This window comes from Butyricimonas sp. Marseille-P3923, assembly GCF_900184685.1.
GTDB classification, from domain to species: domain Bacteria; phylum Bacteroidota; class Bacteroidia; order Bacteroidales; family Marinifilaceae; genus Butyricimonas; species Butyricimonas muris.
Genome location: NZ_FXXL01000007.1, coordinates 1288442 through 1302666, shown reverse-complemented (window position 1 = coordinate 1302666; position 14225 = coordinate 1288442). Strand labels below are relative to the sequence as shown.

14 protein-coding genes are annotated in these 14225 nt (G+C 46.5%); 10 read left to right on the top strand and 4 right to left on the bottom strand.

What is annotated here, in order from left to right:
• Positions 1–2: 2 nt before the first annotated feature.
• From atpE to CS948_RS16920, 9 genes are all read left to right on the top strand, one after another.
• Entirely contained in the window at positions 3–260 is a 258-nt protein-coding gene (gene atpE, locus CS948_RS16960; RefSeq protein ID WP_099292981.1) for an ATP synthase F0 subunit C, read from the top strand.
• 9 nt (positions 261–269) lie between these two features.
• Entirely contained in the window at positions 270–767 is a 498-nt protein-coding gene (atpF, locus tag CS948_RS16955; RefSeq protein ID WP_099292979.1) for a F0F1 ATP synthase subunit B, read from the top strand.
• A gap of 11 nt (positions 768–778) precedes the next feature.
• On the top strand, positions 779–1330 hold the full coding sequence (gene atpH, locus CS948_RS16950) for an ATP synthase F1 subunit delta (protein WP_099292977.1): 552 nt from the start codon (positions 779–781) through the stop codon (positions 1328–1330).
• Positions 1331–1431: 101 nt separating this feature from the next.
• Positions 1432–3009: a F0F1 ATP synthase subunit alpha gene (atpA, locus tag CS948_RS16945; RefSeq protein ID WP_099292975.1), complete on the top strand. Its 1578-nt coding sequence runs from the start codon at positions 1432–1434 to the stop codon at positions 3007–3009.
• 186 nt (positions 3010–3195) lie between these two features.
• A complete protein-coding gene (gene atpG / locus CS948_RS16940; RefSeq protein ID WP_099292973.1) occupies positions 3196–4068 on the top strand; it encodes an ATP synthase F1 subunit gamma in 873 nt (290 codons plus the stop codon).
• A gap of 49 nt (positions 4069–4117) precedes the next feature.
• Positions 4118–5983, top strand: coding sequence for an SLC13 family permease (locus tag CS948_RS16935; protein ID WP_099292971.1), 1866 nt, complete (start codon positions 4118–4120; stop codon positions 5981–5983).
• Positions 5984–6065: 82 nt separating this feature from the next.
• A complete protein-coding gene (locus tag CS948_RS16930; RefSeq protein ID WP_099292969.1) occupies positions 6066–6977 on the top strand; it encodes a transporter in 912 nt (303 codons plus the stop codon).
• 85 nt (positions 6978–7062) lie between these two features.
• Entirely contained in the window at positions 7063–7542 is a 480-nt protein-coding gene (locus CS948_RS16925; RefSeq protein WP_099292967.1) for a putative signal transducing protein, read from the top strand.
• A complete protein-coding gene (locus CS948_RS16920; RefSeq protein ID WP_099292965.1) occupies positions 7514–7783 on the top strand; it encodes a hypothetical protein in 270 nt (89 codons plus the stop codon). The genes CS948_RS16925 and CS948_RS16920 overlap by 29 nt, the downstream gene beginning before the upstream one ends.
• 11 nt (positions 7784–7794) lie before the next feature.
• On the opposite strand, the gene CS948_RS16915 is transcribed toward CS948_RS16920, so the two are convergent.
• The 3 genes from CS948_RS16915 to CS948_RS16905 form a co-directional block, all read right to left on the bottom strand.
• Positions 7795–8733 carry a DMT family transporter gene (locus tag CS948_RS16915; RefSeq protein ID WP_099292963.1) on the bottom strand — a complete coding sequence of 313 codons (939 nt, stop codon included), beginning with the start codon at positions 8731–8733 and terminating at the stop codon, positions 7795–7797.
• A gap of 65 nt (positions 8734–8798) precedes the next feature.
• Positions 8799–10061 (bottom strand): sensor histidine kinase KdpD, encoded by a 1263-nt coding sequence (locus tag CS948_RS16910; protein ID WP_099292961.1) that lies wholly within the window; start codon positions 10059–10061, stop codon positions 8799–8801.
• Positions 10062–10262: 201 nt separating this feature from the next.
• The gene (locus CS948_RS16905) at positions 10263–10529 is read right to left on the bottom strand and encodes a GNAT family N-acetyltransferase (protein ID WP_099292959.1); all 267 of its coding nucleotides are present in this window, start codon (positions 10527–10529) and stop codon (positions 10263–10265) included.
• Between the two features lie 193 nt (positions 10530–10722).
• On the opposite strand from CS948_RS16905, the gene CS948_RS16900 reads away from it, so the two are divergent.
• Complete coding sequence (locus CS948_RS16900) at positions 10723–12987, top strand: cation:proton antiporter (protein WP_099292957.1); 2265 nt, start codon at positions 10723–10725, stop codon at positions 12985–12987.
• On the opposite strand, the gene CS948_RS16895 is transcribed toward CS948_RS16900, so the two are convergent.
• Positions 12984–14144 carry a DUF6051 family protein gene (locus CS948_RS16895; RefSeq protein ID WP_099294641.1) on the bottom strand — a complete coding sequence of 387 codons (1161 nt, stop codon included), beginning with the start codon at positions 14142–14144 and terminating at the stop codon, positions 12984–12986. The two genes, CS948_RS16900 and CS948_RS16895, sit on opposite strands and share 4 nt — an antisense overlap.
• Between the last annotated feature and the right edge of the window lie 81 nt (positions 14145–14225).

Sequence of the window (14225 nt, the reverse complement as noted above, 5' to 3'; positions counted from 1 at the left end):
TTATGGAAAGTTTAATTTTATTGGAAGCCGCGGTAGCCGGAATGAGTCTGGCAAAGATAGGTGCTTGTGTTGGTGCGGGTATCGCCGCTATTGGTGCCGGTATCGGTATTGGTAAGATCGGTTCTTCTGCTATGGACGCTATTGCCCGTCAGCCGGAAGAAACGAATAATATCAGGACGAATATGATTGTGATTGCCGCGTTGATAGAGGGTGTTGCCCTTTTCGCGATTATCGTTTGTTTATTAGCATTGTTTGTATAAAAAGAAGCTATGTCATTGTTTACACCGGAATTCGGATTAGTGTTTTGGATGCTAGTTGTCTTCTTGATTCTTTTCGGCATCTTGGCAAAATACGCTTGGCCTGCCATTGTCCGTATGTTGGACGAACGGGCGGATTTTATCGATAAAGGCGTGGTTTATGCTCAAGAAGCGAAGGAAGACCGGGAGAAGGCACAGGCAGATGTCAAGACGTTGCTGGCGGAAGCGCACAAGCAACAATTGGACGTGCTGCAGCAGACGGAACGACTGAAACGGGAGATGATAGCGGATGCACGCAAGGCAGCGGAGAACGAGGCGCAACGGGTGAGAGAAGCTGCCAACTTATCAATAGAGCAGGCGAAAAGAGAAGCGGAACGGCAATTACGGGTACAAGTGGCATCTTTGTCTTTGCAGATAGCAGAGAAGGTGATGCGGAAAGATCTGTCTTCCGATAAGGCTCAAATGGAGATTATCGGTAAGCTGTTGGACGAGCTTGAAAATAAAGAGTAAAGGAGGAAGGTATGGACGAAGGATTGATTGCTCGTAGATACGCGAAGGCTCTGCTTCGATACTCGCAAGAACTGGGTGCTGCCGATTTGGTTTACGAGAAGATGAAATTATTCGAGATAAACTATATCGCTCACCCCGATTTGCAAAAGGCTTTGTTGAATCCGTTGTTGTCACCCGGGGATAAGGAGATGCTTCTTTCCACGGCTATCGGAATCGAGCCGGGAGAAGCGTATATCAAGGGGATTCGTTTGTTGATAAAGAATCACCGGGAGATGTATGTAAGACAAATCTGTCTGATGTTCCAAAAACTCTACCGGGAGGCTTACGGCATCATCCGGGTGAAGATTACCACCGCGGTGGAATTGTCGAAGGAGGCTCTGGAACAAATAGAGGATTACGTGAAACGTCGCTATGCCTCGAAAAAGATAGAATTTGTCCATAAAGTTGATTCGACGATTATCGGTGGTTTCGTGTTACAGATCGGTACGGAGCAATTAGATGCCTCGTTGATGAAGGAACTGAAGGAGATAGGAGTAGGGTTAGGACTGGAAGAGAATTATTGACTCGGTAATTCCGTGATTCAATAATTGACGATTCAGCGATTATAAGAAATTTGGAAAGTCATTTTCAATTTTCAATTTTCAATTTTCAATTGTATAAATTTATGTTGAAAGCGAATGAAATATCGGATATATTAGAGATGCAGCTCAAGGAGGTGGATACTCGAATGGTTTTTGAAGAAGTGGGTAGAGTGATGGAAGTAGGTGACGGGGTTGCCCATGTCTTCGGGTTGGATAATGTTCGGGCAAACGAGTTGCTCGAATTTGAGAACGGGGTTCGGGGAGTCGCTATGAACTTGGAGGAGGACAACGTGGGTGTGATTCTGATGAATGCCGGCGACCGCGTGAAAGAGAATTACACGGTGAAGCGTACCGGGAACATCGCTTCCATCAAGGTGGGAGAAGGTTTGCTCGGGCGGGTGATTAATACTTTGGGTGATCCGATCGACGGGGTTGGTGCGATTCAGGGTGATTTAATGCAGTTGCCGTTGGAACGTAAGGCTCCGGGTGTAATCTATCGTCAACCGGTGAAAGAACCTTTGCAGACAGGTATCAAGGCTATCGACTCTATGGTGCCTATCGGACGCGGGCAGCGGGAGCTAATTATCGGTGATCGACAGACGGGGAAGACCTCTATCGCGGTGGATACGATATTGAACCAAAAAAGGTATTTTGACAAAGGTGATCCGGTTTATTGTATTTACGTGGCTATCGGGCAAAAAGCATCCTCTGTGGCTATGCTCGTGAACACGTTGCAGGAGCGGGGTGCCATGGAATACACGGTCGTGGTGGCGGCAAACGCCTCTGATTCGGCAGCCATGCGGTATTACGCACCGTTTGCCGGGGCAACTATTGGCGAGTATTTCCGGGATAGCGGACGTAATGCACTTGTGATATATGACGATCTTTCCAAGCAGGCGGTAGCTTACCGGGAGATATCTTTGATTTTGCGTCGTCCGTCAGGTCGTGAGGCTTATCCGGGTGATATTTTCTACCTGCATTCCCGTTTATTGGAAAGAGCTGCGCGTATTATTTCCAGCGATGAGATGGCACTGACGATGAATGATCTGCCGGAAAACTTGAAACCGATGGTGAAAGGGGGCGGTTCGTTGACAGCCTTACCGATTATCGAGACACAGGCGGGCGACGTATCGGCATATATTCCCACGAACGTGATCTCTATCACGGACGGTCAGATATTTCTTGAAGCCAGTTTGTTTAACGAGGGTATGCGTCCGGCAATTAACGTGGGTATTTCGGTATCCCGTGTCGGTGGTAACGCCCAGTTAAAGGCCATGAAAAAGATAGCCGGAACGCTGAAGATCGATCAGGCACAATACCGGGAACTGGAATCGTTCTCCAAATTCGGCGGTGATATGGATTCCGTGACGGAAATGGTGATAGACAAAGGGCGTAAGAACGCACAATTATTGATACAACCCCAACATTCCCCGATGCCCGTGGAGGAAGAAATTGCTGTTATATATTGCGGTACCCAAGGATTGTTACGGAATGTGGCAATAAAACATATTGCCGAATTTGAAAAAATGTTTTTGGAAATCTTGCGTTCCAGATACCAAAAGGAGATTCTTGAACCGTTGAGTAAGGGTATGCTGGATGAAAATATTTCCAAGCTACTGGAAGAAGTTGCCGGGGATGTGGCACAAACGTTTAATGATTAGAGTTCATAAAGTTTGTAAAGTTCATAAAGTTTATAAAGTAACGGGTGTCCTTCGGACAAGATTTAATGGCAGCGTGAACTGCCGTAAACAAAGCCTGCGGGTTCCAAAATCTTATGAACTTTACAACCTTACAAACCTTATGAACTTTATAAACCTTATAAACCTTATAAACCTTATAAACTGACTATGGCATCTACACGTGAATTGAAAGGAAGGATTAGTTCGGTACACTCTTCTCAGAAGATTACCGGGGCGATGAAGATGATTTCATCGGCAAGGTTGAGAAAGTCCGAAAATGCGTTGAATAACGCCCGACCTTACATGGAACAGTTACAGAATATATTGGATCATATCGCGGCGCAGACATGTGACTATCAGTCCCCGTTAAGCCAAGAGAGAACGGTGCAACGGGTGGCTGTTGTCATTTTTGCCGCTAACGAGGGATTATGCGGGGCTTTTAACCTGACACAGTACAAGAAGTTGTTGGAAACCCTGAACGAGTATAGTACTCAAGTGAAATCGCCGATACAGGTGTATCCCATAGGTAGAAAGATCGTGAACGAGGTGAAGCGGACGGCAGGGGTGGAAACGATGGAAATACCCGAGTTCTTCGAGGCAAAACAGTATGCTGACGGGTGTACGGCCTTGGCGGACGAGTTGATCCGACGTTTTATGGCAAAAGAAATTGATCGGGTAGACGTGATATACTCTCATTACAAGAGTATGGGCACGCAGATCGTCACCCGCGTGCAGTTGCTCCCGTGGGTGCCGCGGGAAACAAATGTTCTCTCCGGAAAGGAACAGAACACAGTTTATATCTACGAGCCTAATTGTGAAGAGATTCTGGAAACGGTGTACCCTTTGGTAATTCATTCCATCATGTATCGCTATTTGTTGGAAAACCAAACTTCGGAACAGGCATCCCGGATACTCTCCATGCAAATGGCAAATGATAATGCTATCAAGCTGTTGAAAGGTCTGCAACTGGAATATAATAAACTCCGGCAACAGAACATCACGGCAGAATTAATGGACATAGTGGGAGGCTCGCTAGAGTAATTTTAAATATTAATATTAAAGAAACATAATGATACAAACTTGATAAAACATGACTGTAACCCTGATTATTTTAGCTTTATCCGCGTTCTTTTTTGTAAATGGTAAGATAAGATCTGATGTCGTTGCGCTTTGTGCTTTAGTTCTTTTGATTCTGTTCAATATATTGACACCGGAAGAGGCTCTTTCCGGTTTCTCCAATTCAATCGTGATCATGATGATCGGGTTATTTGTCGTCGGGGGTGCGATATTTCAGACCGGATTGGCTAAGATGATCAGTAGTAAGATATTGAAACTCGCGGGGGATAGCGAGTTAAAACTTTTTATCCTCATTATGCTGGTGACTGCCGCTATCGGTGCTTTCGTGAGTAATACCGGAACCGTGGCGCTCATGCTTCCTATCGTCGTGAGTATGGCGGTAAGTGCCAAAGTGAGTCCCAGTCGTTATTTGATGCCGTTGGCGTTTGCCAGTAGCATGGGAGGTATGGCAACCTTGATTGGTACACCGCCGAACTTGGTGATTCAAAACGCCTTATTAGGAGCCGGATACGAGGGGTTATCCTTTTTCTCTTTTACCCCCGTGGGTATTATTTGCGTATTCGTGGGTATTATCGTGTTGATTCCGTTAAGTAAGATATTTCTTGTAAAGAAAGATGAGAAAAAGATAGAGAAAAAAGCGAGAAATAAATCGGTTAAAGATTTAGCTTACGAGTATCAGATCGCGCAAAACCTGTTTCGGGTAGGGGTGAAGAAAAACTCTTTGTTTTGTGGCAAGACGTTGGTCGAATTGAATATCACGGGAAAATATAACTTGACTATTCTGGAAATACGGCGAGAATCCAACACGCAAAATCCTTTCATGAAAACCATAGACCAGAGATTGGCGGGTCCGGATACGGCGTTGCAGGAGGGGGATGTCCTCTATGTGCTGGGACAATTCGCGCAAGTGGAAGTATTGGTCGGGGAGAATCATTTGGATTTGTTGGATACGCATACCGCCGAAGTTTCCGATAAACATGTCAAACAAGATGTGAACTTCGGGGAGATGGGGATTGCCGAGGTGTTATTGATGCCGAATTCGCAGTTGATAAACCGGGCTGTCAAAGATTCCGGTTTCCGGGAGAAATACCGTGTCAATGTCTTGGGTATCCAACGGGGCGGGAAATACATATTACAGGATTTGAAAGACGAGAAAATGCACTCCGGTGATGCCTTGCTGGTTCAAGGTACGTGGCAGGATATTGCTCGTTTGAACGAGATGCAGTCCGAGTGGGTGGTGGTGGGTCAGCCGCTGGCAGAAGCTGCCAAGGTTACGCTGGACCACAAAGCACCTGTCGCGGCGGCAATCATGCTTCTGATGATTGTGGCTATGGTTTTCGATTCTATCCCGATTCCACCCGTGGCGGCGGTAATCGTGGCAGCCTTGTTAATGGTATTGACCGGATGTCTTCGTAACGTGGAGGATGCCTATAAAACGATAAACTGGGAGAGTATCGTGTTGATAGCAGCCATGTTGCCCATGTCGCTTGCCTTGGAGAAGACGGGGGCTTCGTCCGTGATTTCTTCCGGATTAGTGAATTCTTTAGGTGGTTTCGGTCCTGTTATCCTTTTGGCGGGTATTTATTTCACCACATCATTGTTGACCATGTTTATCAGTAACACGGCAACGGCAGTGCTTTTAGCCCCTATTGCCATGCAGGCAGCCATAAACACGGGGGTGAGCCCTTATCCGTTCCTCTTTGCCGTCACGGTTGCCGCGAGCATGTGTTTTGCTTCCCCGTTCTCCACGCCGCCTAATGCTTTGGTGATGTCTGCCGGGAAATACACGTTTATGGATTACGTGAAAGTGGGATTACCGCTTCAGATTATCATGGGAATCGTCATGATATTCATATTGCCTTTGTTATTTCCATTTTAGTGTGAAAGGGGTAGAAATTTATGATTTTTTGATTGATAATTGCTAAATTCATTGTTCCTTTGCAGGGTAAAAACCGATAGACGTGCTGGAACGATTAAGATCATGGATGTTGCCGTTGGCTATGTTGGGTGGGGGTATATTTTACTCCTTCTTTAATTTGTTTGCTTTTCTGACACCTTATTTGATTTCCGTGATGTTGCTGATCACTTGTTGTCGCTTGTCGATACGGGAGATGCGGTTTACCCGTTTGCATGCATGGATGTTGATGGTACAAGTTTTCGGCAGCGTGATCGTGTATGGTGTCCTATGCTATTTCGATCGGGTGTTGGCGGAGGCGATGATGATATGCGTGTTGGCTCCCACGGCGGTTGCGGCGGCGGTGATCACGGGGATGCTTGGTGGAAGCGTGCCTTGTCTGGCAACCTACACGCTGGCAAGCAATCTTTGCGTGGCAATCGTGGCTCCGGTCATGTTCTCGTTGGTTGGGGTGCGGGACGGGGTGTCGTTCGGTCAGTCGGTTTGGTATATTTGCACTCAGGTGGGACCTTTGTTGCTTTTACCTCTTGCCGGGGCTTGGGTGTTGGAGTATTTTGTTCCTTCCGTGCACAAAATATTGCGTGCCCGCCAGAGTATTTCGTTTTACCTGTGGAGTTTGAGTCTGACGATCGTGACGGGGAGAACGGTGTTTTTTATCATGCAGCAGGATAGTAAGGACTACGGGGCGGAGATTCTGATGGCTATCGCTGCTCTGGTGCTTTGCATCGCGCAATTCGCTCTCGGGCGTCGGATCGGGAAAAAATATGGTGAAAGGATCGCGGGAGGACAAGGACTCGGGCAAAAAAACACGATTCTCGCTATCTGGATGGCACAGGTGTACCTGTCGCCTCTCTCTTCCATAGGTCCGGCGGCGTATGTTCTGTGGCAAAATAGTATTAATGCTTTTCAGTTATATCGTAAGAGAAATACAGCGGGTGGCGTGAAAGACGAACGATGATAATTAGTGAAAGGTTTGGAATTCTCCTAAAATTATAATAAATTGCAATCATAATATCGCGAATCAGCGATAAATACATGATATCATGAATAATTGGACTATAATAAAGACTTTCGTTTATCCACAAGATGCTTATATGGCAAAGGCATACCTAGAGTCGGCAGGAGTAGATACATTATTGCAGGACGAGCTGACAGCTCAAGTAAATAATTTCTATTCTAATGCGATTGGTGGTGTGAAGTTGTGGGTGCGGGACGAACATTTGTCGGAAGGGGTGAAGTTGTTGCAAGAGGGGGGATATATTACTTCGGTCGATTTGGTGCAAGAAGATGAGGTATGGATTGTTGAAGCGGATAAAACCACGGATAGGACGTGTTGTCCCTTTTGTGGCTCTTCTAATATTGGTGTAAAGAAATCTCCCGACGTGATCATGATTGTGATATACTTCTTGTTGTCGGCGTTGTTCCCGATATTCAAGTCGGTGAATAAATGCTTTGATTGTGATAAGGTGTGGAAATTTAAAAAGAAAAGAAATCATGGAAGAAGTGGAAATCCCGGAAATTGACAGAGAAGGTTTGGAAGAAGAAGCAAAGGCTATATTCCCGAACGAGGAAAAAAGAAAATTGTACGTGGATATCTTGGTGAAGAGTGTGGAGGAAGCCAAGGCATTAACTAATCTTGTGTCCTTGATGGTAGAGTACCCGGAGATCGTGACTAACGCTGACTCCCGACGGAAAATGCACGAGGCGCTTGAGGCGCATCGCGAGAAAATGGGCGAACTTGAAAAGAAGGTGAAGAAATTGTGACATTTAGAGTTTTAACTTTGAACTCTAAGCTCTTTTACTTGCTTCTTCGTTTTCTTGTTAATAAGAATAAATCCAATGACGATCAGTACGAGGGCGATCGGGTCGTGCCAAGAGAATTTCTGTAAGCCGATAGCGATAGAAACGATAGCCCCCGTGATAGGGAGTAAATATATATATGCGCTTTCCACGAATGGAGTAATGTACACCAAGGCTTTTAGGCTCAGGAAGTAAGCGAGCATCGTGGAGAACACGAGCGTGAATCCCAGTTCCAACCAGATGTGTGTCGGTGCGACGGACGTGAATATTGGGGCGTTCAAGACTTGATGAATACCGAACGGAAACGTGATAATCATGGCGGCCAGACTCATCCACCGCATAACGATGACGGAATTGAACTTTTGTGTATAAGGTTTTATTAAAATCAGGTACAAGGCGTTAAACACGGAAGATACGAAGATAAGAACGTCACCCGTGACCGAATCCTTGACCGCTCCGGCATGGGGAGTTATGGATACATACACTGTCCCGGCAAGACCGAGTATGATACCGATTGCCTTATACCAGTTAAAAGAGGCATGTAACAGAAGCACGGCAAGACCGATCACGATGATCGGCTGGGTGGTACGGATCACGAAAGCATCCACTGGACCGGTCATGTTCAATCCGTTGATATAAAGTAATAAATTCCCACCGATGCCGAGTACACCCCCGAGCATCATCATTAGAATATCTTTTCTTGTCGGTTTCGCTTGTCCTTTTGTCGGAAGAAACAACGAGATCAGCCAGAATCCTGCGGCCATCATGGTACAGCGGAGTAACACGAGCCCGTGGGGTCCTATCCACGAGGGCATAAGGATCTTCATGAAGTTCGTGTTGAAACTGTATATGATGATTGTAGACAAGACCATAAGATGCCCTATGATCTCTTTTGGCTTACCGGTTGTTTCCATTCTTTTTTATTTTCCGAAATAAACGGAAACCGGAAGAAGAAAGTTACAAGACAAAGGTTTATAAATTATTTGCACAAGTCAAGAGCTGCGTCTCCGGCGGGAATCGGGTCCCGCTTGATGGAAAAGTGGAAACGTGTTCCCCGTCCCTCGGATGAGGTGAACTGTATCGTTCCGCCCATAGCCTCGATGTATGCTTTACAGATTGATAATCCAAGTCCCGTACCTTCCGTGAAGGTATTCGCTTTGTAGAACCTCTCGAAAAGATTGGCATGAATCTTCGAGGGCATCCCTTTTCCGGTATCCTCTACCACGAAGTCGATCGTGTTTTGCTCCTTGTTGAGGGAATAACTCAGGCGGATATGTCCCCTATTCGTGAACTTCTGGGCATTCGATAAAAGGTTTACGATCACTTGGTACAACTTCTGCTGGTCGGTGTAGACGAGCAGGTTCGGGGTGTCACCTTCCAAATATAACTCCACGTTCGGGTGCGTGTTGTTCATGCGCATTAACAGAATATCTTGACAAAATTCGTGCAGGCAGAACGTGGTCATTTGAAGCTCTATCTTGTGCGCATCGATTCTTGCCAGTCGCAACACGTCGTTTGCCATATGCGACAACTGGTCGGAATGTTCGTAGATAAGATTCATGTACTCGTTGCGCTGGTTCTCGGTCAGCGTCTTGTCGGTGCTGACCAGATTTGCCCACCCCAATATACAATTCAACTGATCGTTAATATCGTTACCCAGTTTCTCCAGAAACGAGAATTTCGATTTCTCTATACGTCCCGTCTTGTCCAGCGCATCCTGCAATCTGATCTGGGCTTGTTTCAGTTCCGTGATATCATGAATAGTGATCAACATTTCCGGGCGACAGTTCATATCCATGTACGATCCTGACACGGAAACATTGCACTTTATTGACTTCTTCTCCGATACGCGCAGGCTGACAACGGCTTCTAAATTCGAGAAGTCCTTCCTCATGCGGAATGCTTCCGTGATCGCTTGCCGGATGGGGCAGGTCTGACAAAGTTCCCCGTTCCCGCATCCTTTCTCGAAAGAGTTGACACACTGGAGTAATTCACCTACTCTTTTTTTTCGGTTATCGTCCCGTGTATCAGTCACGGTGTAATAATTTGTTTTCTCCACGATAAAATCCTTGTCGATAACTAGGATATACGCTTTAATATGTTGCAGGATAAAATCAAATAACGCTCCCGATGCCTCGATCTCTTGCCCTCTTTTACTGCTCATCGTCCTTGCTCTCATGTACAAGCAGAAGAGTAATAAAATAACGCCGCTTAATATTGTAATGATAATACAACTATTCATACTACACGCTTCTAAATTCACCACAAAGTTTGTTATAATTTACCGATGTTCCAAAGTATAGATTTAAAATTTCTATCTTTTTAAGAAAATCGTTTCCGTGAAACAGTCCCTTGGTAGCTTGATTTTCGAATTGGCATATTGATAATCACCTTGATCCTGTATAGAAACCAAGCCGGGATAAGTATTGTTACCAGACGAATTTTAGAGCAAATCCTCGTATTCCTTGTGTCGTGCCACGTAAGCGCGAGCGAAAGGACACGTGATAATTACTTTCAACTTCTTTTCTCTGGCATAATCCAGCGCCTGCTTTACCAGCGCCGAGCCGTAACCTTTGCTTTGCAAGGGCTTCGGGACGAATGTATGTACTATGTTGATCCCCCCGTCAAAGGGTTTGTATTCCACAACGGCCGTTTTGCCGTTATCTTGAATTTCGAACAGATGCATCTGTTCATTGTGCTTGATTTCCATATCCGAGTGTTTTGAGTTTATATCTATTGGAGTATACGATATACTTTCCAACACAGTTTCAGTTTTATTAAAAAATAACGAATACCTTCATTTTCAATTCTCCATTATTTTGAAACGTCTTTTCCTCTTTCATCGTATTAATTTTATGAATATATTTGTATTCTTCATCAATTTAACCATTAAATAGTAAATAATGTCTCATTTACCGACTTTGATAACCGACCTCGCGCTCATTCTTGTATCGGCGGGGATTATTACCCTTTTGTTTAAATGGCTCAAACAACCCCTTGTGTTGGGGTATATCGTGGCGGGACTTCTCGCGGGCCCTTACGTGCATGTTTTTCCCACGGTGGGGGATATCGAGAATATTAATATCTGGGCGGAAATCGGGGTAGTATTCCTGCTTTTCGCGCTAGGACTGGAGTTTAGTTTCAAGAAGTTGGTGAACGTGGGTTCGACAGCGTTTATCACGGCGATCACGGAGGTGGTCACGATGCTGATTATCGGTTATCTCGTGGGCTATATGCTGGGGTGGTCAACGATGAACAGCATTTTCCTCGGGGGGATGTTATCAATGTCTTCCACGACGATTATCATCAAGGCATTTGACGATCTGGGTTTACGTAGCCAGCGATTCACGGGGATTGTGTTCGGGACGCTCGTCGTCGAAGATCTGGTGGCAATATTGATGATGGTGTTGCTTTCCACCATGGCGGTCAGCCAGCAATTCGCGGGAGAGGAACTCATCATGAGCGTCTTTAAAGTAATCTTCTTCCTTGTCCTCTGGTTCCTGATCGGGATATTTATCATTCCTTTGATATTGAAAAAAGTCAAGAAGTTGATGAACGACGAGACATTATTGGTCGTCGCTCTCGGTCTGTGCCTCGGTATGGTGGTGCTGGCAACGGAAACGGGATTCTCTGCCGCTCTCGGGGCTTTTATCATGGGTTCCATACTGGCGGAAACGGTGGAGGCGGAGCGTATCGAGCATATTATCAAACCGGTGAAAGACTTGTTCGGGGCTATCTTTTTCGTTTCCGTGGGAATGTTGGTCGATCCGGCGATACTCGTGGAATACGCGTGGCCGGTAGCGATCATCACGCTGGTGACCATTGTCGGTAAAGCTTGCTTCTCGACGTTCGGCGTCCTCTTGTCGGGACAAACGCTGAAGACTTCCGTTAAATCCGGGTTCAGCCTTGCGCAGATCGGGGAATTTGCCTTTATCATCGCCTCGTTGGGCGTGTCGCTGAAAGTTCTCGACGATTACGTTTACCCGATCATTGTTGCCGTTTCCGTGATCACGACTTTCACGACGCCTTATTTTATCCGGCTCGCGGATCCTTTTGCTGACTGGTTGTACCGGGTGTTGCCCGATCGTACCTGCAACTTCCTCGATCGCTATTCTTCCGGTGCGAAGACAATCAATCACGAGAGCGATTGGAAAAAACTGTTGAAAAGCTTTCTTGGGCGCCTCTCGATATTCAGTATATTACTGACCGCTGTCTTCTTGCTTTCTACACACGGGATATACCCGTTGATGACAGATCAATTCCCCGACTCGCCCGTGCTCGACAACGTGGTTACCGTCGTGTTGACACTGGTACTGATGGCGCCGTTTCTTATCGCGCTCGTGTCAAACAAGTACAATTCGCGCGAATTATTCATGAGTCTTTGGAATGATAGTAAATACAACCGGGGACGGCTGGTGTCGATGGTGCTTTTCCGGGTATTCGTGGCGACGTTTTTCGTGTCACTCGTGTTGATCAGGTATTTCCATATCCAGTACGGTATCGTGATTATCATTGCCCTTGGGATACTGGCGTTATTCCTTGTTTTTCGGCGTGACTTGAATCAGTATGCCAGATTGGAGAAACGTTTTCTGTTGAATCTGAACCAGCGGGAGGAAGCGGCTCGCCGTCGTAATCCCCTACGTGCAAGTTTCAAGCGGAAATTGAGTGACAAAGATATTCACCTCACTGCTATTACCGTGTCGCCCAATTCCCCCTATGCCGGACTTTCCCTCGGGGAAATCTCTTTCCGAAAGACTTTCGGTGTCAGCGTGGTGGAAATTATTCGGGGCGACCACAAGATCAATATCCCCGATAACACGGAACGTGTTTACCCGCAAGATCGCCTCGTTGTCGTGGGAAGCGACGAGCAAATCCAACGTTTTTCCGCGGAGGTGGAACGAATGCAGGAGGAAAACCGTGACGGTATTCACGAGGAAGAGGTCACCTTGCAATCCTTCACCGTGGAACCCGATTTTCCTTTTCTTGAGCAGACTCTGGCGGAATCACACGTCGGCAATCGCTACAACTGCGTGATCGTGGGAGTCGAACGGGACGATAATGCCATCATGAACCCGAACGGTCACACGATCTTCAAGGAAGGTGATCTCGTGTGGGTTGTCGGTGAACGCGACAATATCCGGGATATGATAGCGGGGAAAGAGAGTTAAAGGAAGTTCGCCGCTCGACTGAAAACTCCTTCAAAGGCTTGGTGCAACATTTCCGGCGTGGCTCCCGTGTTTGTCGGGAAGGGGTTCTGGTGCGAGTACTCGTAGGGGAAATCCAGTTGTTCCAGAATCTTTCCGGCGTTTTTCGCGCCGAGGGCTTCCACTACACCCCGCGTAGGCATAACGGTATCTTTCGCGAGGCTGATAATCCGGATACGGTTTTGAGCCTGTTCAAAGAATGATTCCCGGTAATCCTGCATGATTTCGGGGCGAATCATGGCTTTGAACGCTTTTTCCATGAAATCTTCCTCGTAAAGCACGGGTAACATACGGTGTGCTTCGCCCGGTACGAGAAAATCATTCATAAAATAATCTTTCACCTTTCTGTATGCTTCCCGATCCATGATATCCCGTGCGCTTCCGTCCATTCGGCTGAATATCGAACCGCCGCAAAACAGGAACAGGCGGCAGTCGTCCAGCAGTCGGTCGGGATTGGCTAACATCAGTATTTGCGAGAGGAAAGCACCGATCGAGTAAGCAAAAATGTTTACCGGGGTATCCCGCTTGAACAGGGGGTGCTGTCCCGTCTTGATCTCCGTGAGCAATTGCCATAGGTTGAACATGGATTCCTTACCCGAGATAAAGAAACGGAGCGGGGCATCCGACAGGCGGTAACTCAGCGCGACGTTCACGAACGTAGAGTTGTCGAGATGTTCCACTTCTTGCTTCCGTCGTGTTACCCACGACATCAGTGCCCGCGGGTTATACCATGTGCCCGGCGTGCGGTTCATGTGAAAAGCGATAGGGAAAAGAATGACGGCTTTACCCGTGGCGAGTGCAAGGTATTCCGCCCACGTCAGGTACTTGTCCCAGTTCCGTTCGTTCAGCCCGTGCAGCAGCAGGATGGCTTTGTCAATTTTCTTTGTCCCGCGAGGGGTGAAGACTGTGTACGAGAAACTTTTATTCTCTTGGATGTTATTGTCCGGAACGGGACAAAATTCACAGGGGGGTATCAATTGCTGGAATTGCTCGATCTCCTTCACCCCGGTGTTCTGGATGAAATGATACGGGCGTATTTCCAACGGTCTGTCGTCTATTTCTACCTTTTTATCGTAAGAGAAAATAGCTTTTAATTGTTTGGTTCTGGTGATGATTTCCATGGTGTTGTGTTTATAGCTTAATGCAAAAAAACGACACAATTCCGGGTTTTCAAAATCAAAGGTATGTACCCCGGGGGAAAG

Bases quoted from the DNA above. Each gene is read 5' to 3' on its own strand.
- CS948_RS16935 (WP_099292971.1), top strand. From the start codon at position 4,118: ATGACTGTAACCCTGATTATTTTAGCTTTATCCGCGTTCTTTTTTGTA.
- atpF (WP_099292979.1), top strand. From the start codon at position 270: ATGTCATTGTTTACACCGGAATTCGGATTAGTGTTTTGGATGCTAGTT.
- CS948_RS16910 (WP_099292961.1), bottom strand. From the start codon at position 10,061: ATGAATAGTTGTATTATCATTACAATATTAAGCGGCGTTATTTTATTA.
- CS948_RS16895 (WP_099294641.1), bottom strand. From the start codon at position 14,144: ATGGAAATCATCACCAGAACCAAACAATTAAAAGCTATTTTCTCTTAC.
- atpG (WP_099292973.1), top strand. From the start codon at position 3,196: ATGGCATCTACACGTGAATTGAAAGGAAGGATTAGTTCGGTACACTCT.
- atpE (WP_099292981.1), top strand. From the start codon at position 3: ATGGAAAGTTTAATTTTATTGGAAGCCGCGGTAGCCGGAATGAGTCTG.
- CS948_RS16900 (WP_099292957.1), top strand. From the start codon at position 10,723: ATGTCTCATTTACCGACTTTGATAACCGACCTCGCGCTCATTCTTGTA.
- CS948_RS16925 (WP_099292967.1), top strand. From the start codon at position 7,063: ATGAATAATTGGACTATAATAAAGACTTTCGTTTATCCACAAGATGCT.
- CS948_RS16920 (WP_099292965.1), top strand. From the start codon at position 7,514: ATGGAAGAAGTGGAAATCCCGGAAATTGACAGAGAAGGTTTGGAAGAA.
- CS948_RS16915 (WP_099292963.1), bottom strand. From the start codon at position 8,733: ATGGAAACAACCGGTAAGCCAAAAGAGATCATAGGGCATCTTATGGTC.
- atpH (WP_099292977.1), top strand. From the start codon at position 779: ATGGACGAAGGATTGATTGCTCGTAGATACGCGAAGGCTCTGCTTCGA.
- atpA (WP_099292975.1), top strand. From the start codon at position 1,432: ATGTTGAAAGCGAATGAAATATCGGATATATTAGAGATGCAGCTCAAG.
- CS948_RS16905 (WP_099292959.1), bottom strand. From the start codon at position 10,529: ATGGAAATCAAGCACAATGAACAGATGCATCTGTTCGAAATTCAAGAT.